A 24,179-nucleotide genomic window follows, 5' to 3' on the forward strand; every position below is an offset into this window, starting at 1 on the left:
CTAATTTAAATAAGTTTTAGAACTATTTTACTTATTTATCTATTTATTTTTCAAGACTTTTTTAATCTTTTTTATGAATTTTCGCATTAAAAAATCGGAATCTCTAATTGATTCCGATTTTTTAATATATTTTGACACTACTTAATTATTTATCCTTTTACTAGCTGATAAATATAATGCATTTCACTCTCATTCATAATTTTCGGAACAGGATATAAAGGGTTTGATTCCGCTAACGCACGTTTTACCATCACTGGAATATCTCGATTCTGGATACCTTTTAGTTTTGTTGGAATATTCATATCCGCATTTAACTGCTGAATGGCCTCAATGAATTTTTTAGCGCGTACAGCATCACTATCATGGTCATCTCCTATCGAAACAAGTGCCGCTAATCTTGCGAGTGGCGTATGTACCGTTTCACCATAAAAGTTAAGTAAATAAGGTAATAGCACTGCATTTGCTAAGCCGTGTGGAATGCCGTAATAACCGCCTAATGTATGGGCGATAGAGTGAACATTGCCAACAAAGGCACGGGTAAATGCAAAGCCTGCTACATAGGATGCGCGTTGCATATTAGCGCGAGCCTGAAGGTTTTCAGGATGTATATACGTTTCATATAAATTGTCAAAAATTAATTGCACCGCTTCCTCACTCGCTCGAAGTGTTTCTGCTGTATTACTTTTTTCAATGTAGGCCTCTACGGCGTGTGTAAGTGCATCCATGCCTGTTGTCGCTGTCACAAAAGGCGGTAAATTCACTGTGAGCAGTGGGTCAAGCACTGCCACATGCGGTACTAAAACCGGATCCATGATGGCATATTTTTCGTGTGTTTGACTATCTGAAATAACTGCCGCAACCGTTGCCTCACTTCCTGTCCCAGAGGTTGTTGGAATTGCAAAAAATGGTGGCATATTTTTACGAACTTTTAACACGCCCTTCATTTGAGGAACCGTTAAATTTGGCCGCGCCACACAAGCAGCTACCCCTTTCGCACAGTCCATTGGTGACCCACCACCAAAAGCGACGATTCCCTCACAGCTATGCTCGTTATAAAGAGCATATGCTTCTTCAATATTTTGAATCGTTGGATTGGCAACAGTATCATCATATAGTGTAAATGAGACCCCTTCACTCGTTAGCTTCTCTAAAAAAGGTAAAACAAGCCCAGCCGTCATTAATCCTTTATCTGTTACGACAAGCACATGGTTCACTTGCTGGCGAATACGCGCAGGTAAGCGAGCTAAACTATTTTCTCCCTCTAATAGCTCAGGCTCCCGGTATGTCATCACCTTTGACGCAAGCTTAAACCCCTTTTGAAATGTTCGACAATATAATTCATGCAACATTTACCCCACCCCTTTAACATCATTTCTTTCATTCTAATACAGAAAACACAATTTTTCACACATAAACGCATAATTTCAGGTATGATAGAGTAATTAGCACATCATCAGTTGTCGTAGTGTCGGTCTCAATCTGAATGAATCTTTATGATTGGAAGGGGAAGTTGCAAATGGAAAATCGTATTCGCTATGCTACATTACAAGATAAGGTTGTCTCAGCTGAGGAGGCAGCATCATGGATTAACGACGGGTCACTTGTGGGGATGAGTGGCTTTACGCGTGCAGGGGATGCAAAAATAGTCCCACTAGCGCTTGTCGAACGCGCTAAAAAGGAGCGTTTCCAAATTGATGTTTTTACTGGGGCTTCACTTGGCCCAGAAGTTGATGAAAAAATGGCAGCAGCAGGCATTATTCGAAAACGTGCACCCTATCAAGGAGATCCGGTCATTCGTAACCTTATTAATACAGGTAAGGTACTCTATATGGATGCGCATTTATCTCAAAATGCTGAATTAGTCCGTACAGGCATTGTTGGCCCAATTGATTACTTAATCATTGAAGCCGTTGCGATTACTGAAGAGGGCCATATTGTACCGACAACATCTGTCGGTAACTCAGCAATCATGGCACAGTATGCACAGAATATTATTATTGAATTAAATACTTCTCACCCACTTGATTTAGAGGGCTTACATGATATTTATATTCCAGGGGACCAAGGGCATCGCCAGCCAATTCCAATGACAAATATCGAGCAGCGTCTTGGAACAACGGCCATTCCTTTAGACCCAGCAAAGATTAAAGGCATTGTGCTCTCTGATATTACGGATGCCCCGTCATTAATTGTCCAGCCTGACGCGGAAACAGCACAAATTGCCGAGCACCTGCTTCATTTTTTACGTGAAGAAATTAAAATTGGACGCTTAACAGAACGATTAGCACCACTGCAATCAGGTGTTGGTTCTGTGGCGAATGCGGTGTTAAATGGCTTCTTAAATTCAGAATTTCATGATTTAGAAGTGTATTCAGAGGTACTGCAGGATGCGGTATTTGACCTAATTGATGCAGGCAAAGTTCGTTTTGCCTCTGCAACATCGATTACATTAAGTAAAGAATGCGGCGATCGAGTGTATGGTAATCTTGATAACTATAAAGATAAGCTTGTACTACGCCCACAAGAGATTTCAAATCACCCCGAAATTATTCGTCGTTTAGGTTTAATTTCCGTTAATACTGCACTGGAGGTTGATATTTATGGCAATGTCAATTCAACCCATGTATCCGGCGTTAAAATGATGAATGGTCTAGGTGGCTCTGGTGACTTCGCTCGAAATGCACGCCTTGGCATTTTCGTAACAAAATCCTATGCGAAGGGCGGTGCCATTTCATCTGTTGTCCCAATGGTATCGCATGTCGACCATACTGAGCATGATGTTGACGTAATTGTAACCGAGCAAGGCATTGCGGATTTACGCGGCTTAGCGCCAAAGGAACGTGCTAAGCTCATTATCGAGCATTGTTCGCATCCGGACTACAAAGCACAGCTACAAGATTATTATGACCGCGCCGTTGAAAAAACCGGCAACGCACAAACGCCGCATATTTTAGAGGAAGCACTTTCTTGGCATACACGCCTTGCTACAGACAAAACCATGAAAAAATAAGGTATCAAAAAAGTGGCTGGGACATAAGTGTAAAACAATCTCTCATATGAGCATAAGAAAAACCGGAATCGCGCTGTTGCGCGGTTCCGGTTTTTCGTTGCGAACACTAAAAAAAGAAAATAAAGTGTTTGTCCCAGCCTCTTTTGTTTTTAAATTTCTTCGTTAAACTTACATGTGCTAATATCGCGACGGAGGCCTAGTGCACGTGGCACCATCGTTTCGAGTAATAAATCTTCTTCTTCGAAAATGATTTTTTTCAGTTCGATGCCAAAGAAATGCTTCATGCGAGATTCCGTCATCACTTCATTAGTTGGACCAAAAACAAGTCCCTTATCCTTACCTGTCATTAAGACATGGTCCGCTAAGTAAAAGGCATGGTTTGGATAATGCGTATTAATAATACAAGAAATCCCTTTTTCTTCCGATAAACGACGAATTGTTTGTAAAATAACAATTTGTTTTTGAATATCTAAGTGCGATTCTGGCTCATCTAAAATTAAGACTTCCGGATTCGATACAAGTGTACGAGCAATTAATGCAAGCTGCAATTCCCCACCGCTGACTTCATTGCATGATTTATGGGCTAAATGACGAATGCCCACTGTATCAAGCGCTTCAAGTGCCGCTTCTTTATCCTTCTTCGATGGCTGTGCTAGCGTACTAATGTATGGTGCACGTCCCATGATGACTAATTCTTCTAATGAATAACCAAATGTCATTTTATGTGCTTGCGGTACGTAGCCAATACGCTTCCACAGCTCTTTTTTTGAATAGCTTGTCATTGGCTGATCATCAATAATTGTTTCGCCCTCTGTCCAGTCAAGTAAGCCGGTAATGCATTTAAGCATCGTCGTTTTCCCTGCACCATTTGGACCAAGAATTGATAAAATCTCGCCTGCTTCAAGTGTAAAGTTTACATTTTTCGCATATAAGTTTGGTAGCGTTTGTTTGCGCTTCATATAGTGGAAATTTCCGTTACGTACTTCTAACTTCACGCCCAACGACCTCCCATACGACGTAATAAGTAAGCAAAGAATGGCGCACCGATAATCGCTGTTAAAATCGATAACGGAATTTCTGTTGCTGTTAAACTACGTGCTAAATCATCAATGATTAATAAGTAAACACTCCCAATTGCCAGTGATACGGGTAAGACAAATTGATTGTTGTTCCCAACAAACATACGCGCGACATGGGGGATGATTAAACCAACCCAGCCAACAATCCCTGCAGCCGCTACTGTCGCCGCTGTAATAATTGTGGCACCCGCAATAACTGCCCATTTCAGCGCTGTCACTGGAATCCCCATTGACTTCGCCTCGTCCTCTGGTAATGTTAATAAGTTTAAACGCCAGCGTAAGACGTATAAAATTAGCATCCCGAATAAAATAATCGGACCTGCGATATATAAATCACGATACGTTGCTGTACCAAGACTCCCCATTAGCCAATACGTAATCGCTGGTAATTTTTCCTCTGGGTCGGCCACAAATTTCGTTAACGAAATAAGTGCATTAAATAACGCAGAGGTAATAACCCCGGCTAAAACGAACATATAAATGGCCGCATTTTTACGATTTCCGGCTACAAAGAATGTAAATAAAATCGCTAGTAGACCAAAGACAAGCGCAAGTAATTGTGCTGTTACGCCTTGACCAAATAATAAAATACCTAGTGAAGCACCAAAGCCGGCACCTGCAGATACCCCTAAAATATCAGGTGATACAAGCGGGTTTCCGAACATCCCTTGGAAGCTAGCACCTGCCATCGCAAGGCCACCACCAATTAGTAGTGCTAAAAGAATACGTGGGAAACGTACATTCATCACAACAGTTTCTTCCATATTCGACCACGTTTGGTCAATTGGGAAAACCTGTGATGTAAGAATTTTCACAATCGTTATAGGGTCTACATAAAAACGACCAATCCCAAGTGACACAACAGCTACAACAATCGGCAGTAGCCACATTAACGCAATTTGCCATTTCTTCATGTTAGGACACTCCTATTGTTTTGCAGCTTCAGAAGAAGGATGTAAAATCGTTTCCTCTTCATCATCTGTTACATCAAAGTTGTAGAAATCTTTATAATACGTTTTAATTTCATCGTTCATGTCGTAATCAAATAATTCTGGTTGGTTATGATTTGCCATCCATTTCAGCATAAGTGGTGCGTCACCTGATGGTGGGAACCAGCGATAAATACCTAGAGGAATCTTATACACTTTTTTATCTTGAACGGCTTTCACGTCGCTCCAGTCTTGACCTGAAATTTTGTTGTTAAATAAGTCTTCTGGTTGTGTTTCAGTGAAGTTCGTAATGTAGATAATATCTGGATTCCATTTATAGATTTGTTCCATATTCACTTCTTTTTGGCCTTGGACACCGTCGCCTGACACGATATCATAGCCACCTGTTTGATTGACCCAGTATTCGCCCCATAGGTTTTGACCCGCTACAACGATTGATTTATCGCTATGTTGGTGTAGCACAAGGACACGTGGTTTATCTTCTTTTTCAACATTTTTTAGCTTTGTATCGATTTCTTTTTGCACATTTGTAACATTATCAACATATTTGTCAGCGCGATCTAATGCGTCGCCACCTTTAATTTCTGCTGTTACTTTTAACCAGCTGTTGAATGTTTCTACCGGATTTGCATCTGCTACTTCAACAGTTTGTAAGGCAACTGTTGAGATACCCGCTTCATCTAATTTTTCGATTGATTTTGTATCATTTGCAATTTCAAAATAAACTTGTGGGTCAACATTCATTAACTCTTCGACATTTAACTCACCATTTTGGATAAAGTCTGTTGATGCTTTTAACACATCTGGAGACATTTTCGCAAGCATTGAGTTTGATGCTGCATTATATGAGTTTGGGTGCATCCCAACGATTTCTTTTGTTGAGTTTGTCGCAACGAACCAGGTTGAAAAGTACGGTAAAATCCCCCCTACAACGACACGATCCACATCTCCTGGAATCGTTACATCTCTACCTAATTGGTCTTGAATCATTTTTTCTTCTGCTGTTGTTTGCTTGTCGCTTGAAGAAGTTGTTTTGCTCTCTTCATTCCCACATGCTGCTAACAGCCCAGCTGCTAATGTTACAGCTGCTAAAAAGCCATATTTCTTTTTCATTTTTGTCTTCCTTCCACAAATAAAGCGTTTTCTATACTATTTATTTGATTATCATTATCAATTATTTATTCTTCTCTATTCTATTGATAATCATTTTCAATTTCAACGAATTTTGTCGAAAATACGTGTAATAGACGATATTTCGACAAAATTAATGTCGAATGATAGCGAATATAGTATGCTAATTGCGAGTGATTATCATTTATATGTAAAACTAAAGGAGATTTTCTATGAATTTATCAATTGCCCGCCTAGATCCGGGTCATGCATTTGGCATCAATGGCCAAATGGTGAAAATGACAGATTTAGCGATTAAAAACATTCCACAATATACCTTAACGTCCGCTGCGCTAGAAGATGTAAACGTTTTAATCATTCCAAACTTCGTGGACCAAGAATTTTTGTATGCTAATAAAAACATTATCGAACGCTTCTTAGCTGACAAAAACATCGTCGTTTTCTGTGGTCACCTATTCCGCCCTTGGCTACCAGGTGCGTCATTATTTATGCCTGAGCGTATTCAGCACCACACAGACTATAATGTCTATCCACAAAACAATACGCCAATTTTTGATGGTGTCGAAACAGAAGATATGACGGTAAATAAAGGTGTCGCTGGTTTCTTCGCACGTGGTTACTACCATACAACAGCTGAGCAAGAAGTTCATTTACGCTTTAAGAGCGGTCATGTCGTTACATATGTGGATCGTCATGCAACAAATGGTACAATCGTTGTTCACGCAGGTCGTCCGCTACTAGGCTACAGTGGTCATAATAAAACAACAGATCGTATTCGCCCACAATTCCTTGCGTTCTTAACACAAGAACTAGCACGCTTACAGGAGGCACAATAATATGAAAAAAATCGGTGTTATTTATTCAGGAAATGAAGCGCATTACCGCACATTTCATGAACCAAAAATCAGCCAATTTATCGAAAAATTAATTTACCACCCTCAATTCGTAGGCACAGACATTAGCGATTTAGATGTCCTTGTTGTTCCTTCACAGTTAAACGGGGAATTATTAATGCAGGGTGCACAAAAAATTCGTGAATTCGCGGCAAACGGCGGCACAGTTGTCGCATTTGGTCCACAGCCTTGGGAATGGATTCCTGAGCAAAAATGGGAAAACCGTGAAACAAACTTCTGGTGGTGGTTAGAAAAAGACGCGAAAAGCGGTCTTGTCTTAACAGCACCAGAGCATATTCTATTTAAAGATTTCTTAACACTTGATGATTGTACTTGGCACCAACATGGTTGCTTCTGGCCTACAGAGGATGCTGAAATTTTAATTGCAACAGAAGATGGTGGTGTGATTATGTACGACCAAAAATTAGCAACAGGTGGCCGCTGGATTGTCACAACATTAGACCCAGACTACCACTTTGGCTCTTACTTCATGCCAGCAACAGAACGCTTTTTAGAAGGATTCTTCCCGTTCTTAGCTTCTGGTAAATAGGTATTAAAAAAGAAGGAATCGCGCAAAAAAGCGCGGTTCCTTCTTTTTGTTATGAAGCTATAAATTGAGATAGTGTTTCAGTGTCTTTTCTACATTGTTAAATAGGGATATATTTTATGCCCATACGTGAAATACGTCGGGGCAGCATCTTCTATTTCATAAAAGGCCTTTGCTAAAATGCGCGCCTCATCTAATGTTAATTTATAAAAATCGAGGCCGGCGGGTAGAACGGTATTTAAATCGACACCCTCGACATCCTCTAGCTCATACTCGTCGATAAATTCACGCTCAAATGTGGCGTAATCTGGGTAGCCTTCAATAATACCCATATCGATAACCATCTCTTTTTTTGCATCAATCCGTATCGTGACGGTCGCATCTGCAAATGCCGCGTTTTTCTCTTTGTCTCGCGGTGTGATGCCAATTAATCCATACGTACGACTCTGTGGTTTTCGGAAACTATGCTGTGGATAGTGAGCCATCATATACTGAAGGCTTTCTTCGTTATACCCGGCATCACTTTCAGTCGTCAGCCCAAAATCTGCGAGCAGCACATTGTCATATGCGAGCGTCGGTAGCCCTCTTTGTAATCTTTTTACAATATCAATTGCCATACAAATGCTTTCAAATGTCGTTGCACTCCAATGATAATAAACATTGGCTACAATGATACCATCAAAATTCAACGCTAAATTTAACCGTTCACCCAAAACCTTCGCCACCTTTCCATTCTTCCCTATCCTTTCCCCGCTTTAGCAGGATTTTAATCCCTTTATACTTGCTGCTGTAGCTTACGATATTCGTAATATGCGCTCAGTGATAATATAGCCGAGCCAATAACAATTAATGGGCAGAATAAACGCAGTAGCGCGAACGGCGTTTCAAACAGAAAGGCCTTCCAAAACAGCGAGCCTTCCATGTCCCACAAACCTCTTGTTAAATACATATTGTCTGGTGACAAATTGCCTTGCTGGAAAAGAATACATGACAGCACGAAAAATGGTAGGGCAAACATAAGACTATAATTCATAAGCTGCTTATAATAATTTTTCGTCGATTGTCTATCGGAGAAAAGCTGATCTGCCTCTTGTCCCTCGGATACCTTTTGCCAGTAATGCTTTCCTGAGCTACGGGAGCCTTGTAGATAGCTCCATCCAAAATCCTCATACATCAGCTTATATTCTTCAAAGGCTTCTTTTTTCATAGCTTTTTGACAATCAATTCGTACAACATAGGCTTGTGATGTCTTTTCAAAGACAAAACCTGAACACCATGAGTTGACTTTTGTAATTTTATAGCCTTGCTGTAGGAAGCCATTTAGCCATTGCTCTTCTTTTAAGACATTTATTCGGAACCAATTTGTTTTTTTCATCGCAAACCCTCCTAGTAAAGTGATAGTAAATGGACTAATCGAGCCTTTTCTACTGCTAAAATCCGCTGTCCTTCTGGTGTAATATGATAAATCTTTCGACGTCCCTCTAAGCCAACCTGCTCAATCCAATCGTATTTCGCCATATTGTCAAGTGCACCGTATAGCGTCCCAGCTGCTAGATGCACTTCGCCTTCGCTTAACTCGTCAATTTTTTGCATTATTGCGTAGCCATGAAGCGGCTCCTGTAGCGCAATTAAAATATAGTGCATCGTTTCGGATAATGGTAATAGCGGATGCTTCTTCATATGCTCACCTCTCTATTCAGTTCAACTTTATAATTCGATTATATACAGTCCAACTGAATAGTTCAACTATATAGAATGAAATCCATCGAAAAAGGGTAAAGTGTACTACAATTCATATCTTTGTATTACTATTTTACGGGAGGTTTTAGTATGGATATTCGAAAATTAACCGCGAATGATGCAAGCGCTTACTTAACAATCCGTCACCGCGCTGTACGCGAAGAGCCTGAATCCTTTTCACCAACATTTGAGGAGGAACAGAAAAAAGATGTTGCTGTTTATGAACAGCAACTAAGCAATCCATTCACAACAACCTATGGCATTTTTGATAATGGGGAGCTTGTAGGTGTCACAACACTCGAACAAAATCCATACGAAAAAATGAAGCATCTAGCGCAAATTGTGGGTGTCTATTTAGCACCAGAGCACCGAGGAAAGGGGTATAGTAAAGGGCTATTTCAATTCGTGGTTGACGATGCTCGCAAAAACCCACAGCTTGAGCAACTTCGCCTATCGGTCGTTGATTCGATGATACCTGCTGTACGTCTCTATGAACGCATGGGCTTTGAAATTCTCTGTCATGATCCAAAAGTAATGAAGATGCCAGATGGTCATTACTTAAATGAATTGCAGATGATTTGTTTTTTATAACAGTAAAAAAGCACGTGTAACGAATTTCCTCGTCACACGTGCTTTTCTTATTTATTGGGGGAACCAACCAACTGGCGCTACATTTAGGCGAATATTAATTTGCTTCACTTCTTGGAATTCTTCTAAGCTATATTTTCCTAGGCTACGACCGATACCTGATTGCTTATAGCCCCCCCATGGTGCTTCCACGTAGGTCGGGTGATAATCATTGACCCAAGTAATGCCCGCCCGTACTTGTTTAATAACACGTAGTGCTTTCGCGCCGTCATTTGAGAACACTGCGCCTGCTAGACCGTAATCTGTGTCATTTGCTAAGCGAACCGCCTCTTCCTCAGTTGAGAATTTTTGAATTGTCACAACTGGACCAAAGATTTCCTCTCGTACAATCGTCATATCTTGTGTCACATCTGCAAAAACAGTTGGTGCTAAGAAGAAGCCTTCTTCTAGACCATTTTCTGTTAAGCGATGACCGCCCGTTAATAGCGTTGCACCTTCTTCTTTCCCTTTTTCAATATAGCCTAAAATAGAATTCATTTGTGCTTCACTGACAATAGCACCCATATGTGAATCCTTCGCAAGTCCTGGTCCTACCTTAATTTTTTCAGCACGCTCGACATAGCGCTTCACATAATCATCATAGATAGTATCTTGTACTAAAATACGACTTCCTGATGAGCAAACTTGCCCTGAGCCAACGAAAATCCCAAATAAACCGTAATCTACTGCCGTTTCAAAATCCGCATCTGCAAAAATAATATTCGGTGATTTCCCGCCTAGCTCTAGTGAGATTTTCTTTAAATTGCCTGCTGCTGCACGCATAATACCACGCCCAACCTCTGTACTACCAGTAAATGACACCATATCGACATCATTGCTTTCTGAAATCGTTTGACCAATAATTGAGCCCTGACCGAGTACCATATTCGCTACACCTTCAGGTAAACCAACTTCATCAATAATTTCAAATAATTTAAAGGCGGTAACTGGTGTGATTTCAGCAGGCTTATAAACAATCGTATTCCCCGCCGCTAGTGCCGGTGCAATTTTCCATGCACTCATTAATAATGGGAAATTCCACGGAACAATTAAGCCCGCTACGCCAACTGGTTCCTTCACAACCATTGCTTGAACATCATCTGGCACTGGATATGTTTCGCCGTCTGGGTGCAAGATAATGCCCGCATAATAGCGGAAGCACGCAATCGTATCTTGAATATCCCCCTCGGCCTCGCCATATACTTTCCCGTTATCCATTGTTTCTAGTGTCACAAATTCTTCGAAACTCTCTTCGATTTTGTTTGCGATTTTATGTAAAATCGCAGCGCGCTCCTGTGCCGTTGTTTTTGCCCATTCCCCGTTATCAAATGCCGTACGTGCTGCTGTAATCGCTTGTTCTGTCTGATTCTTTGTCATACGTGGGGCAATTGCAATCACTTGTTGCGTCGCTGGATTAATAATATCCACCGTGTTATCCGCCGTTACCCATTTGCCGTTAATATAGCTCTTTAATTCTAGTACCTGTGTATTTGTTAATGTTGTCATTGTGATTCCCCCTATAGTTTCAGTGATAGTTTTTGTTCTTTAGCACGTGAACAGCAAGTTAAAATACTTTTACGTTTTGCTTTATTTTCATTCGATAAAAAATGATCGCGGTGATCCACTTCTCCGTCTACTACTTCAACTTCACAACTGCCACAGCCACCGATTTTACAAGCAAATGGGGCATTAATGCCTTCGCGTAGTAACGCATCTAGTAACGTTTCCTCCGCTTGTACCTCAATCTCCTTTTGACTATCGGTTAATGCGACGGTAAAGGCATTGCGCTCTCTCGTGTCCTGCCCTGTTGAAAACAGCTCAAAATGCACAGCCTTTTCAGGATAGCCATAAGCAAGAGCTGCATCACGGAATTCCTCGACCATTGCGACAGGGCCACAGAAATATACATGCGTGCCAATACGATGCTCCTTCATTACTTCCGTACAAAGTCGGTTTGGCTCCTCAACTCGTGAAAAATAAAACTTTACCTTATCGCCGTAGCGCTTCTGTAGCTCCTCATAAAAAGCACATTCTTCTGGTGTACGTGCAGCATAATGTAGCTCAAACGTTTGGTCGAATTGAATATCCTCCATCATCGCTAAAAATGGTGTAATCCCAATTCCAGAGGCATAAAATGCGTGATTTTTCGCAAAAGGGTTTAGCGCGAAATAATTTCGTGGGAATGTCACCTCTAGCTCGTCATCTACTGCCATGCATTCATGCCAGTAAACAGAGCCGCCACGTGAATTCGTATCCTTACTAATCGCAATTTCATAGTATGCACGATTTTGAGGATGGCTCACAAGGGAATATTCACGCTCGATTTGCGTACCGTCTGTTGTTGTGATAAATGTTTTTAAATGAGAACCCCCAGTGAATGCTGGAAGTTTATCATCCACTGTCGGAGCTAATGTAAAGCGTTTAACAGTTGGCGACTCCTCTACAATTTGTGTAATCTTCACAGGAATATTTCCAGCTAATCTCATACAAATTCCTCCTATGCTTCTGGTATAAATGGATAGCCAATATAGCCTTGGCGTACTTTTGAATAAAATGGACCTACCTCTAGATGCGCACCACATGCACACTGTACGTTCACCGCTTCTTTTAAAATCTCACTCGATGTAAAGCATTTCATACAGTAAATATATTTTTTTACATCATCCCGAAGTTGAACCTGAATTTCAGCTTCAGAAACGCCTTCTTCAACGGCTGTTGTGAAAATAGTCGTGGCTTCGTCCCAGTTGGCGACAACATAAAAATGTGTACCCATTTTCTGCGCTACAATAAAGGCACGTGCCTGCTCCGCATCCTTAAAGACATGGACGTCATGCGGTGTATCATATAATTTTTCAATTAATGCACTTACTGCGCTATGCTGTGCCTGATCAGTAATAATCGCCGCTTTTTTAAAATAAGCATTCGGCACTAACTGCGTGGTTAATGCAGGGGATGCGTCAAATAATACTGGACTGTTGTACATACTATGCGCCCCCTTGTGCCTTTAACTTTTCATCTTCTCGGCGCAAAAATTCAACTGATTGTGGTAAAAATGGTGCAATTCCTTTATATTCAGCCATTGGTTCAGGAATATCTTGTAGCACGCTATACGTTAAATCAAACCATTCTTGGCGTAGCTTTAAATCTTCGAGTGGTAAGAACTGTGTATTTAACACGAAAAGAATGGCATTACTACGTGGCATACGGTAAAATTTTTGCTCCTCTACGCGTAACCGTACAAGTTTACCAGCATTTTCAGCAGTTACGAGCTTACGTTGAGGCTCCCATACATCCATCGTTTCGTAGTTTACATCCCAGCGATCCGCCATCAAGTTCCAGTTAATACGCGTCCATGGCTCCCCCGGGTTAATCCCTAAAAGAAAGCGGCGAATACGGTCTACTAAATCATCGCCGTTACGTGATACAAACGGGACAGGGCCATGAATTTCATTAAATGACATGCCCGTATTCCAATGTGCTGAGAAAAGCGCCGCATACGATACTTGCCCAACCTCTAAATAATAGTTGTCATCACGGTGTACCATCAATACGAAATCCTGGTGGAAGTGACGCCCCGCAAAGTCATACGGCTCATACGGTAATGTCGAGGCATCCCCAAAGGTAAACGTTTGTTGCTCGTCTAAAATATTATTTTTAAACGTCCACTCATCGCCGTCCTTGTGTAGCTCAAAATGCTGTGGATACTTCTGAATCGCCATTTCAAAAACCATCTCCAAAAACTCCCACTGCATTTCCATCGTATGCGGGAATGATTGATAGCGTACTTCTGGCTGCTCATCTAACAGACGGCGTTTGGCGCGCACTTGCATTTCATATTCAGGTGTAATCGTCACGAGGTTAACATCCTCTAGCTTGCGTAAATCATTTGAGTAACGATAATTATCCGAGCGGAATGGAAATGGAAATGTATCTAAATCTGTTGTTTTAAAATCTAAGTTTTGTGTGAACATATAAAATTCCTCCTAATTATGAATTTCATCCGATTGATGTTGAATGACATATTGTTTAAACGTTTGATTACTAGCAGCTACACGGTCTACCTCGAAGCGGAAGACAAATTTCGCACATATTATATAAACGATGCACGATAAGAAGAACGTTGGCACTCCTGCTGAAATTTTTAAAAATAAGCTATGCGCTTCTAATGTGACGGGGTTGTAGATACCCCAGTAGAAAAAGTAAGCGACAAGTAGCGCAACGAGTGCCGATGGATTAAAGCCAAACCAATAGCGGTAGGCACCTTTTGTGTTATACAAGTCGCGCATCGAAATATTTTGGCGTTTAATAAAGAAGTAATCGGCAATTAAAATACCGCCTAAGCTCGCCATCGAGAACGAAATCACCGACATAAAAATATTAAAGGCGTCGTAGAAAGAAGAGCTTAGCAATAAAAACACGGTCGGTAGCATCATCGACACCGCTAGAATCCATGAGCTTTTTGAAAACATCGTTTTAAAGCTAATCGCAAAGGAATACATTAAGAATAATGTTGCGCCTAAATTGGCAACCGTTAGTAGTAATAGCCCGACAATCGCAAATTTACTGCCCATTACAGCATTCATCCAGTCACCTGGATAAAGGGAGCCAGATACTAAAGCAGCGAGTGCGCCCGCAATTGCTGCTACAACGACAATAACACCGTAGCTATAAAAGCTTGCGCTGTAAGCAGCCTTTGTCGATTTAGCTAGACGGCTATATTGCCCTAAATACGGTAGCCACGAAAAACCTAGTGCAATATTGATTTCAAGAGCAGTCATAAAGGAACGCTGATGATTTTCAAATGCCCCAACTGGTGATAATTTACTAAGTGCTGGGATATGATCAGAAAACATAATTGCCACAATCAAGCCGATTAAAAAAAGGAAAAATGCCGGAACCGCTACTAAATTAAAAATTCGAATGGCTCCTGGTCCCCTAAAGACAATGAAAAGTGCGATGAAAAATAACATAATCGCAAAAATGGAGGTTCCGGTCGTTCCTGTTAGGCTACTTGGTAGTGACAAGAGGCTGCTCGCTGTCGCCATGGCTTCTCCTGCCATAAATAAAGCAACTGCACTATAACCGAGTGATAATAAATAAAATAAAACGAAGAATGCAACCCCGCCGTTATAACCGAGTGCACTCCGAAAGCCCACAAAGGTATCCACACCGTATTTAGCAAAATAAATCGCGACTGGTGCGATTAAAAACATCGGGAACGCATTACCAAAAATAACCGCGACCATCGAATCTTTCGTCTCCAACATATTTCCTGCGTAGGCTCCTGTTAAGAGACCAAAAGCAGATAACCCGATAACGGTTTGCACGAGTAATAAATCAAAAAAGGTCATTTTGCGATCTTTCGTAGCTGTCGGCAAATAGGCAAAGGCAATATCTGAATTAACATTTGATTTCGTTTTAGACATATTCTGTTTCTCCTTTACATAAGCTTATAGCGTAAAAGCAATGATTGTGATGACTGCCATTACCACGCTGACACCTAAAAAATCTTTCAGTTTAACTTTTGTATTTTTTTCAATAAAATCCTTTTCGAACTGTTCAATTCGTTTCTCTAAATTTTCGTACATCCCTCGTACAAAGGGTTCTTCTGATCTCAATTCTTTTTCATAGCTTTTTTCATATTGTGTAAAAGTGATTGGTTTTTCCATATTCATTCCCCCTCGATATGTATAATGCAAGAACCATGCCAAGAATAAATTGTTTGATTTTTCTGGTTTTTCTTATAAAATCAGTAGGAGTGTCTTTCATTTATGAAATTATTTATTCATAAATGAAATTAATCGACTTTGAGGGGGATATCTTCATGAATCAATTCACCGTACTACGTCAAATGTTTGATGTATCAATGGTCATCGAACAACATGGCGCAATAATGCAGGCCTTTTCAACAAATACATCTTTTTTAGAAAATGTGGAACGATTTCAGCATTTTACAGATTATGAGCAAGCAACCTTTCAAACCTCCATTTTTCAAAAGCTACAACCACATGTAGAAAAGCAAACATTTTTGCAAGTCACTTGGAATAACCGGCGTGTACTAACGTATGTGATTGCTTCTGACAATCAGTACATTATTGCCTACAATATTTTAAAAAAAGAGAATGCAAAAAAAGAGGCACTTGCCTCATTAAATAGTGAATTCATTATTAAAAGTGATGCGATGAAAGAGGTGTTGTCAAAAGTATTAAAATCCGCTCAGGCTTCTGGAACAACACTGTTACTCGGAGAATCAGGTGTGGGGAAGGAAGTTGCAGCACGCACAATACATAAATCAGGACCTCGTAAAGATCAGCCCTTTATTGCGATTAACTGCGGAGCTTTGCCAGAAACACTTATTGAAAGTGAATTATTCGGCTATGTCGCCGGTGCCTTTACAGATGCCCATAAATCAGGAAAAATCGGCAAGTTTCGAGAAGCTAATCATGGCGTTATTTTTTTGGATGAAGTAGGTGAACTGCCTTTAACAATGCAAGTAAAGCTTTTACGTGTGCTACAAGAACGAATCGTTACACCGATTGGCTCCTCTAAAGAATATAAAATTGATGTCCAAATTATTGCTGCAACGAATAAATCACTTATTCAAATGGTCGAGGATGGTACATTTCGCGAGGATTTATTTTATCGTTTAAATATTATTCCGATTGTCATTCCACCTCTGCGCCATCGTATTGAAGAAATTCCGGAACTAATTACGCATTTTAATGCACGGTACAATGAAAAATATCACTTTTCAAAATATTTTTCTACAGAAGCTATAGATTTTTTAAGCCTCCAGGAATGGCCAGGAAATGTGCGTGAGCTTGAAAACTTTGTTGAGCGAGCGATTATTTTAGCAGATGAACCTCTCATTTCAATTCAAACAGCACAAGAATTTTTAAATGTTTCAAAAAATAAGTCTTCTCATAAGGATTTTTCACTTCATACACTGATGCCACTGCAAGAAGCACAGGAATTAGTCGAGGAACAGTTGATTTCAATGGCTATGGAGCAATACAATTCATTAAAGTTAGCATCGAAGGTATTAGGCATTAGTCAGCCGACAATGAGTCGAAAATACAAAAAAATTAAAGAAGCACAAGCTAAGCAGGATACGGGCTTTAGCACGCGTATTATTTTAGAAAAGGAGCTCGATAAACGGCTACGCGCGACCGCTGTTGTCACATCAATTGGTATTTTACCGATTGATTTAGAAAGGGCTATTGCACATTTAGGGGATGATACTTTTTTAGCACCCGTATCCGAGCAATTGACACAAGTTTATATGAAGGAAGTTGGCGTACAGTGGGGCTTTATTTTTATTAAAAATAAAGCCGGTCAAATCGTCAATTTAACTGCAAGTGAGGATTTTATTATTCCAAATGGTGTCGTCTATATTGGTAGCGAGGTTATTTTACAAACGATTGAGCAAGCCTATAATGGCATTATTAGTGTGACACCGATTTATATGGATGAGTACGGCGAATGGAAGACATGCTGTGCGCCTTTATATGACACGAAAGGCCAAATTATCGCTATTCTTGGCTTCGATTATGCCAAAGATTACGTCGAATCAGAATTAATTAAGCTAAGCAAATCATTAAATATTCAGCTGTCTTAAAAAGAAGGTACCTTCTATAACCAGGAGGTATCTTCTTTTTTAATTTTAGACAAATTTAAAAAGCAGCCCACTATATGGACTGCTCGGTTTTCATAATTAAACTGGATTGACACCATGTTTTCGCTCTGTAAAAGATACATTTTTTGTTTTATATGCCGCAAGTCTTTGAACTAATGACTGACGAAGTTCATTCGGCTCAATGACATCATCAATAACGAGCTCTGATGCTAAGCGGTACACATCGATTTCCTCTTTGTATTCAGCCGTTTTTTGTGCAATGAAATCAGCTCGCTCATCTTCCGGCATTGCTTCAATTTTATTAGCATATACCGCATTAATTGCTGCTTCTGGCCCCATTACTGCGATTTGTGCCGTTGTTAGGGCAATACAAGCATCTGGTTCAAATGCTGGACCAGCCATTGCATAAAGACCAGCACCATAAGCTTTGCGTACGATAACGGATAGCTTTGGCACCGTCGCCTCACTCATCGCAAAAATCATTTTAGCACCGTGACGAATAATGCCAAGCTTCTCTACTTGCGTACCTATCATAAAGCCAGGCACATCTGATAGGAAAATAAGCGGAATATGGAAGGCATCGCATAAATTAATAAACTTCGCTGCCTTATCCGCTGAGTCATGGAATAATACGCCGCCCTTTGATTTTGGCTGATTGGCTAAAATTCCGACAGGCTGCCCATCAATACGCGCAAGGCCTGTAATGAGTTCTTTTGCGAAGAGCTTTTTAATCTCACAGAATGAGCCCTCGTCAATAACACGATCAATTAAATGATACATATTAAATGCCGCATTTTGATTTTTCGGGATAATATCCTCTAATGTATCATCAAAGCTTTGTGGTAGCTTACTTTCTACTACATCAGGCTTTGTACGGAAGTTTTGCGGGAAGTACGTCAAATAACGGCGTGCGTAATCAATCGCTTCTTCTTCCGTTTTCGCTAAAACATCGCCACATCCAGAAACCGAGCAATGCATTTTCGCGCCACCCATCGTTTCTAAATCGACTTTTTCACCAATTACTTTCTCTGCCATACGTGGTGACCCTAAATACATCGACGCATTGCCCTGTACCATAACCACAATGTCACAAAACGCCGGAATATAGGCGCCACCCGCTGCTGATGGGCCGAATAATAAACAGATTTGTGGAATACGTCCAGATAACTTCACTTGATTATAAAAAATACGTCCGGCACCACGGCGACCTGGGAACATTTCAATTTGGTCTGTAATACGCGCTCCTGCTGAATCGACTAAGTACAGCATCGGTACTTCTAATTTTTCCGCTGTTTCTTGAATGCGAATGATTTTTTCGACCGTACGTTTTCCCCAAGAACCCGCCTTGATTGTCGAATCATTTGCCATCACACAAACTGTGCGTCCATTAATTTTTCCGATACCTGTTACAACGCCATCTGCCGGTAGGTCCCCCGCCATAATGTTGGCAAAGGCGCCGTCCTCAACAAATACATCATCATCAAATAGGCGCTTTAAGCGATCGCGTACGAATAATTTCCCTTGCGCCGCATTTTTTTCATGATACTTCGGCGCACCCCCTGCTGCAATTTCCTCTTTATATTCACGATATGATTTCTCCATCATCTCTCGTTCCTCCCTTTACTGCCCCTTAAACTGCGGCGCGCGTTTTTCTTTGAATGCCTGTAAGCCTTCCAAACGGTCCTCACTATGCAAAAGACGCTCGTATGCTAATGCTTCAATTTCAAGTCCTGTCGCGAGATCCGTCTGCAAGCCCGCTTGGATCGCTTTTTTTGCTTGAATCAGTGATAATGGTGCATTTTTTGCCATTTCCTGCGCTAGTTTCTGCGCTTCCTCCATTAGCATTTCCGGCACATATAAATGTTCAATGACCCCAAGCTGCAGTGCCTCTTCGCCTGAAATGCGGCGTGCGGTGTAAATGAGTTCTTTCGCTTTCCCCGCACCAATTAATCGTGCTAAACGCTGCGTACCACCTGCACCTGGAATAATGCCTAGTGCCGTCTCCGTTAAGCCAACCTTTGCCATCGTGCTAGCTACACGGATATCACAGGCAAGTGAAATTTCTAAACCCCCACCTACCGCTACTCCGTTAATGACCGCAATGACTGGCTGAGGTAACGCTTCTGTCTGTCGAATCACTTCGCCAATAAGTGCGACCGTCTGACGCGTCTGTACCTCATCCATCGATTGTCGTTCTTTTAAATCTGCTCCTGCACAAAATACTTTATCTCCAGTTCCCGTCAGTAATACAACACGAATTTCACGGTTATGTGCAATGGTTTCTAATGCTGCCTTATATTCCTCTAACATCGCCAGTGACATCGAATTCGCCGCCTCCGGACGATTCAATGTAATGGTCGCAATATGATTATCTACTTCTACGATTACATAGCTCATAGTTGCTCACCTCGGAAAACCGCCATTTGCTTTGATGTTAGCGGTCGTTTCATTTGTTGTTCCATAAACTGTGATGCATGTAATAACTTCTGCATATCTACACCTGTTTCAATGCCCATTGTGTCAAATAAATAGAGGACATCCTCCGTCGCAACGTTACCAGATGCGCCCTTTGCATATGGGCAGCCGCCAAGACCGCCAATCGCACTATCAAACCGTGTGATACCATAGGGTAGGCTTGCCACAATATTCGAAATTGCGGTGCCATGCGTATCATGAAAATGCATCGCCAAATGCTCAGGTTTGTAGTGCTTTAGTAATTCATCTAGTAAACGTTCCACCTGTGTAGGAACAGCAACGCCAATTGTGTCGCCAAGCGAAATCTCCTGTACGCCCATATCAAATAAATGATCGGCAACATATTTCACCTGGCTTGGCTCTGTGTAGCCGTCATATGGACAGGCAACCACCGTTGAAATATAGCCACGCACCGTCTTTCCTGCTGCACGTGCTGCCTGAACGACTTCCCGGAGCACCGGAAAGGTTTCAGCAATCGTTTTATTAATATTTTCTTTATTGTGGCCCTCAGATGCGGACATAAAGACACTCACTTCATCAATATCTGCATCAAGTGCCCGCTCAAGCCCTTTTAAGTTCGGTACGAGTGCCGCATACGTAATACCTGGTTTTCGGTCAATGCCTTTTAACACATCAACCGCATCAGTTAGCTGCGGAATCCATTTAGGATGCACGAAGCTCGACACCTCAATATAATCAAGACCGGTATCGCTTAAACGGTTAATGAGCTCGATTTTATTTTCCGTTGTGATGATGGCCTTTTCATTTTGAAGCCCATCGCGCGGTCCGACTTCCTTTAGCTGTACAGCGTTTGGTTGCTTCATATGAAAAACCCTCCTATTCGATTTCGACTAAATCCGCATCAACATCAATAAAATCGCCCTCGTTGACAACTACGCGTTTTACAACGCCTGCTTCTTCCGCTTCTACGGGAATCTCCATTTTCATCGACTCTAAAATCATGACTTCTTGACCCTCTTCCACTGTATCGCCCTCTTTTACTAACACTTTCCATACTGTGCCTGCCATCTCTGCTTTAATCATTTTTCATCCATCCTCTCTATTTTTTCGCCACTTCTGGCAAATAATATTGTTCAACAAATTTTGTCGTTGTGCGTCCTGCCTGGAATTCCGGATGTGCCACTACATCCCGTAGCATCGGAATATTCGTTTTAATGCCTTCTACCACATAATCTGCGAGCGCTTGTTGCATACGCGTAACCGCTTCATCACGTGTCGTCCCTGTCGTAATTAATTTTGCAATCATGGGGTCATAAAACGGCGTCACAACACTACCTTCCTCGACACCTGCCTCATGGCGAATACCTGATCCTTGTGGTAACACAAGCTTCGTAATCGTCCCTGGTGACGGGAAGAAACGTACCGGATCCTCTGCATAAATACGCACTTCTATCGCATGCCCATGAATCGTTAATTGCGAGCGCTCAATCGTTAGCTCTTCACCAGATGCAATCTTTAGCTGCCATTCGACTAAATCCAGTCCAGAAATTTCTTCTGTAACCGGATGCTCTACTTGTAGGCGTGTATTCATTTCTAAGAAATAAAATTGCTCGTTGGCATCAACTAAAAATTCAATTGTGCCCGCATTCGTGTAGCCAATACTTGAAGCGGCCGCAACTGCTGCATCGAGCATTTTTTCACGCGTTTCTGCTGAAATAAATGGTGATGTGGCCTCTTCAACGACCTTTTGATTACGACGCTGGACCGAGCATTCTCGCTCAAACACAGGAATCGTATGGCCATGCTGATCGGCGAGCACCTGTACCTCAATATGATGTGGCTCAGCGATAAATTTCTCGACAAACATCGTCCCGTCACCGAAAAAGCTTTCGGCACGCTTTTGATTGCCTTCAAATGCCTTCAACAGCTCGGCCTCATCATGTACAACCTGCATGCCAATACCGCCACCACCCGCAGAAGCCTTCAGCATGACCGGATAGCCAATCTTTGCGGCCACTTCAGCTGCTTCTGTTGCACTAGCCATCGCTTCATTGACCCCTTCGATAATCGGCACGCCCGCAGAAGCCATACGTTTACGCGCTTCAAGCTTACTACCCATGGCCTCAATAACTTCAGAAGTCGGACCGATAAACACAAGCCCCTCCTGCTCAACGCGCTTCGCAAAACCCGCATTCTCAGATAATAGACCATATCCTGGATGAATCGCCTCTGCACCAGATTCCTTCGCCGCTGCTAAAATCGCATCGATATTTAAATAGCTTTGATTCACTGGCGGCTCACCGACACAGTAGCTTTCATCTGCCTCTCGCACATGTAGGCTCGTTTCATCGGCCTTTGAATAAATGGCCACCGTCTGAATACCAAGTCGCTTACACGTCCGAATAATACGGCGTGCAATTTCACCGCGATTGGCAATTAATACTTTTTGAAACATTATTCTTCACCTCGCCTAATTTCAAATAATTCTCGTAGCTTAAATTTCTGCACTTTCCCAGAAGCGGTCATCGGATACTCGGCCATAAAGAAAATATAACGCGGAATTTTATGACGCGAAATCTGGCCATCGCAAAATGCACGAATCTCTTCCTCCGTCACTGCCTGATTATCCTTTGGTATAATCCAAGCGGCTAATTCTTCGCCGTATTTGGCATCCGGTACACCCACAACCTGTACGTCAAGAACAGCGGGATGCTGATATAAGAATTCCTCTACCTCGCGCGGATAAATATTTTCGCCCCCGCGGATGACCATATCCTTCAGACGTCCTGTCACACGTACATAGCCCGCTTCGTCCATCGTGCCTAAATCTCCGGTATGGAGCCAGTTATCAGCATCAACTGCTTCACGCGTTGCTTCAGGATTATTATAGTAACCCTTCATTACACAATAGCCGCGAGCACAAATTTCACCTTGTACGCCGCTTGGCACCTCATCCATCGTACCCGGATAAACGATACGCACCTCCGTATTTGGTAGCGCGCGTCCAACCGTTTCCACTTTCAAATCGATGGCATCATCGGTACGCGTTTGCGTTAAAACAGGTGATGATTCGGTTTGGCCGTAACAAATCGTAATATCTTTCATACCAAGTGTATCCATTACACCTTTCATCACTTCAATTGGACAAGTTGATCCAGCCATAACACCCGTTCTAAGACTGGATAAATCAAAATCAGTGACATTTGGTAAGTTCAGCTCGCTAATAAACATCGTCGGCACCCCGTGAAGAGCTGTACAGCGCTCCTGTTCAACCGTTTTTAACACAATGCTCGGCTCAAACTCTCGCACCGGCACCATCGTCCCGCCTGCTGATACAATCGTTAGCGTCCCAATGACACAGCCAAAGCAGTGGAAGAATGGCACTGGAATGCATAGCCGGTCATCTGACGTGAGCTTCATACATTCTGCAATGTTAAGCGCATTATTAATTAAATTGTAGTGCGATAGCATAACACCTTTAGGAAAGCCTGTCGTCCCTGATGTGTACTGTAAATTGATGACGTCATGTGCAGTCAGTGAAGCTTTTCGCTGTGCTAGTGCTTTATCCGGCACATCTTCCCCGAGCTTAATAAAATCATGCCAGCTATAGGTGCCTGGATAATCCTGATCACTAATAACGACGACTGTTTTTAAAAGCGGCAGTGCAGCACTCTCTAAGCTACCCGGTGAGCTATCTCGCAGCTCTGGGCAAATTTCATACAATGTTTCAATAAAGGAATGATCACGGTATTGATCAATGAGTACGAGCATTTTCGAATCAGATTGCTTCAAAATATATTTGAGCTCATTGGCACGATAATTTGTATTAATCGTCACAAGTGGTGCGCCCATTTTACCTGAGCCAAACTGTAAGCCAGGCCACTGGGCAACATTGGTCGTCCATACAGAGAAATGATCGCCCTTTTCAAGCCCCACCGCCATCAATGCCTTTGCGACATCATTGACATGATTATTAAACTGCGTGTACGTCATACGTAAATTAAGATCTTCATAAACTAATGCTTCATTATCCGGGACCTGGGCTACACGTTGTTCAAGAAATTCGCCTATCGTTTGTTCCACTAATTGAGCCAAATGAGTCCTACTACTTCTATTTAAAAAGCAGTAGT

24 protein-coding genes are annotated in these 24,179 nt (G+C 41.7%); 5 read left to right on the forward strand and 19 right to left on the reverse strand.

The window, feature by feature from the left end:
- Positions 1-149: 149 nt before the first annotated feature.
- Complete coding sequence (locus tag ACFSY7_RS00595; protein WP_380146482.1) at positions 150-1,346, reverse strand: iron-containing alcohol dehydrogenase; 1,197 nt, start codon at positions 1,344-1,346, stop codon at positions 150-152.
- A 170-nt stretch (positions 1,347-1,516) separates the two neighbouring features.
- On the opposite strand from ACFSY7_RS00595, the gene ACFSY7_RS00600 reads away from it, so the two are divergent.
- Entirely contained in the window at positions 1,517-3,010 is a 1,494-nt protein-coding gene (locus ACFSY7_RS00600; RefSeq protein ID WP_380146452.1) for a succinate CoA transferase, read from the forward strand.
- Positions 3,011-3,159: 149 nt separating this feature from the next.
- Here ACFSY7_RS00600 and ACFSY7_RS00605 read toward each other — a convergent pair whose 3' ends face one another.
- The 3 genes from ACFSY7_RS00605 to ACFSY7_RS00615 are packed head-to-tail and all read right to left on the reverse strand — an operon-like array spanning position 3,160 to position 6,152.
- A complete protein-coding gene (locus ACFSY7_RS00605) occupies positions 3,160-4,005 on the reverse strand; it encodes an ABC transporter ATP-binding protein (protein WP_126989425.1) in 846 nt (281 codons plus the stop codon).
- A complete protein-coding gene (locus ACFSY7_RS00610; RefSeq protein WP_139993970.1) occupies positions 4,002-5,003 on the reverse strand; it encodes a FecCD family ABC transporter permease in 1,002 nt (333 codons plus the stop codon). The genes ACFSY7_RS00605 and ACFSY7_RS00610 overlap by 4 nt, the downstream gene beginning before the upstream one ends.
- Before the next feature lie 12 nt (positions 5,004-5,015).
- Positions 5,016-6,152: an ABC transporter substrate-binding protein gene (locus ACFSY7_RS00615; RefSeq protein WP_380146453.1), complete on the reverse strand. Its 1,137-nt coding sequence runs from the start codon at positions 6,150-6,152 to the stop codon at positions 5,016-5,018.
- Positions 6,153-6,382: 230 nt separating this feature from the next.
- On the opposite strand from ACFSY7_RS00615, the gene ACFSY7_RS00620 reads away from it, so the two are divergent.
- A complete protein-coding gene (locus ACFSY7_RS00620) occupies positions 6,383-7,006 on the forward strand; it encodes a hypothetical protein (RefSeq protein ID WP_380146454.1) in 624 nt (207 codons plus the stop codon).
- A gap of 1 nt (position 7,007) precedes the next feature.
- On the forward strand, positions 7,008-7,613 hold the full coding sequence (locus ACFSY7_RS00625) for a hypothetical protein (protein WP_380146455.1): 606 nt from the start codon (positions 7,008-7,010) through the stop codon (positions 7,611-7,613).
- An 89-nt stretch (positions 7,614-7,702) separates the two neighbouring features.
- On the opposite strand, the gene ACFSY7_RS00630 is transcribed toward ACFSY7_RS00625, so the two are convergent.
- The 3 genes from ACFSY7_RS00630 to ACFSY7_RS00640 all read right to left on the reverse strand — a co-directional run bounded on the left by ACFSY7_RS00630 (position 7,703) and on the right by ACFSY7_RS00640 (position 9,290).
- Complete coding sequence (locus ACFSY7_RS00630; RefSeq protein WP_380146457.1) at positions 7,703-8,323, reverse strand: hypothetical protein; 621 nt, start codon at positions 8,321-8,323, stop codon at positions 7,703-7,705.
- Positions 8,324-8,385: 62 nt separating this feature from the next.
- Positions 8,386-8,985 (reverse strand): DUF2812 domain-containing protein, encoded by a 600-nt coding sequence (locus tag ACFSY7_RS00635; protein WP_380146458.1) that lies wholly within the window; start codon positions 8,983-8,985, stop codon positions 8,386-8,388.
- An 11-nt stretch (positions 8,986-8,996) separates the two neighbouring features.
- The gene (locus tag ACFSY7_RS00640) at positions 8,997-9,290 is read right to left on the reverse strand and encodes a PadR family transcriptional regulator (RefSeq protein ID WP_139993960.1); all 294 of its coding nucleotides are present in this window, start codon (positions 9,288-9,290) and stop codon (positions 8,997-8,999) included.
- A 150-nt stretch (positions 9,291-9,440) separates the two neighbouring features.
- Here ACFSY7_RS00640 and ACFSY7_RS00645 point away from each other — a divergent pair, with 150 nt between their 5' ends.
- Entirely contained in the window at positions 9,441-9,941 is a 501-nt protein-coding gene (locus ACFSY7_RS00645) for a GNAT family N-acetyltransferase (protein WP_126989417.1), read from the forward strand.
- Positions 9,942-9,992: 51 nt separating this feature from the next.
- On the opposite strand, the gene ACFSY7_RS00650 is transcribed toward ACFSY7_RS00645, so the two are convergent.
- Genes ACFSY7_RS00650 through ACFSY7_RS00675 form a run of 6 tightly spaced genes read right to left on the reverse strand, consistent with a single transcriptional unit; the run spans position 9,993 to position 15,646 of the window.
- The gene (locus tag ACFSY7_RS00650; RefSeq protein ID WP_380146459.1) at positions 9,993-11,483 is read right to left on the reverse strand and encodes an aldehyde dehydrogenase family protein; all 1,491 of its coding nucleotides are present in this window, start codon (positions 11,481-11,483) and stop codon (positions 9,993-9,995) included.
- Between the two features lie 11 nt (positions 11,484-11,494).
- Entirely contained in the window at positions 11,495-12,463 is a 969-nt protein-coding gene (locus tag ACFSY7_RS00655) for a PDR/VanB family oxidoreductase (RefSeq protein ID WP_126989415.1), read from the reverse strand.
- Between the two features lie 11 nt (positions 12,464-12,474).
- Complete coding sequence (locus ACFSY7_RS00660) at positions 12,475-12,960, reverse strand: hypothetical protein (RefSeq protein ID WP_139993954.1); 486 nt, start codon at positions 12,958-12,960, stop codon at positions 12,475-12,477.
- 1 nt (position 12,961) lies between these two features.
- Positions 12,962-13,948 carry a heme-dependent oxidative N-demethylase family protein gene (locus tag ACFSY7_RS00665; protein ID WP_126989413.1) on the reverse strand — a complete coding sequence of 329 codons (987 nt, stop codon included), beginning with the start codon at positions 13,946-13,948 and terminating at the stop codon, positions 12,962-12,964.
- 12 nt (positions 13,949-13,960) lie between these two features.
- Positions 13,961-15,403 carry a cytosine permease gene (locus tag ACFSY7_RS00670; RefSeq protein WP_380146461.1) on the reverse strand — a complete coding sequence of 481 codons (1,443 nt, stop codon included), beginning with the start codon at positions 15,401-15,403 and terminating at the stop codon, positions 13,961-13,963.
- Positions 15,404-15,427: 24 nt separating this feature from the next.
- Positions 15,428-15,646 (reverse strand): hypothetical protein, encoded by a 219-nt coding sequence (locus ACFSY7_RS00675; RefSeq protein ID WP_380146462.1) that lies wholly within the window; start codon positions 15,644-15,646, stop codon positions 15,428-15,430.
- Between the two features lie 155 nt (positions 15,647-15,801).
- On the opposite strand from ACFSY7_RS00675, the gene ACFSY7_RS00680 reads away from it, so the two are divergent.
- Complete coding sequence (locus ACFSY7_RS00680; protein ID WP_380146463.1) at positions 15,802-17,595, forward strand: sigma-54 interaction domain-containing protein; 1,794 nt, start codon at positions 15,802-15,804, stop codon at positions 17,593-17,595.
- A gap of 96 nt (positions 17,596-17,691) precedes the next feature.
- Here the strand turns inward: ACFSY7_RS00680 and ACFSY7_RS00685 are convergent, their stop codons facing one another.
- From ACFSY7_RS00685 to ACFSY7_RS00710, 6 genes are read right to left on the reverse strand one after another with little or no spacing between them, the layout of a single operon-like run.
- On the reverse strand, positions 17,692-19,218 hold the full coding sequence (locus ACFSY7_RS00685) for an acyl-CoA carboxylase subunit beta (RefSeq protein WP_380146464.1): 1,527 nt from the start codon (positions 19,216-19,218) through the stop codon (positions 17,692-17,694).
- 15 nt (positions 19,219-19,233) lie between these two features.
- Positions 19,234-20,010, reverse strand: coding sequence for an enoyl-CoA hydratase (locus tag ACFSY7_RS00690; protein ID WP_380146465.1), 777 nt, complete (start codon positions 20,008-20,010; stop codon positions 19,234-19,236).
- A complete protein-coding gene (locus tag ACFSY7_RS00695; RefSeq protein WP_380146466.1) occupies positions 20,007-20,912 on the reverse strand; it encodes a hydroxymethylglutaryl-CoA lyase in 906 nt (301 codons plus the stop codon). The genes ACFSY7_RS00690 and ACFSY7_RS00695 overlap by 4 nt, the downstream gene beginning before the upstream one ends.
- A 13-nt stretch (positions 20,913-20,925) precedes the next feature.
- Positions 20,926-21,132, reverse strand: coding sequence for an acetyl-CoA carboxylase biotin carboxyl carrier protein subunit (locus ACFSY7_RS00700; RefSeq protein ID WP_126989406.1), 207 nt, complete (start codon positions 21,130-21,132; stop codon positions 20,926-20,928).
- A gap of 16 nt (positions 21,133-21,148) precedes the next feature.
- Positions 21,149-22,504 carry an acetyl-CoA carboxylase biotin carboxylase subunit gene (locus ACFSY7_RS00705; RefSeq protein ID WP_380146467.1) on the reverse strand — a complete coding sequence of 452 codons (1,356 nt, stop codon included), beginning with the start codon at positions 22,502-22,504 and terminating at the stop codon, positions 21,149-21,151.
- Positions 22,504-24,144, reverse strand: coding sequence for an AMP-binding protein (locus tag ACFSY7_RS00710; RefSeq protein WP_380146468.1), 1,641 nt, complete (start codon positions 24,142-24,144; stop codon positions 22,504-22,506). The genes ACFSY7_RS00705 and ACFSY7_RS00710 overlap by 1 nt, the downstream gene beginning before the upstream one ends.
- Positions 24,145-24,179 lie beyond the last annotated feature (35 nt).

Source organism: Kurthia populi (assembly GCF_042686175.1).
Taxonomy (GTDB): domain Bacteria; phylum Bacillota; class Bacilli; order Bacillales_A; family Planococcaceae; genus Kurthia; species Kurthia populi.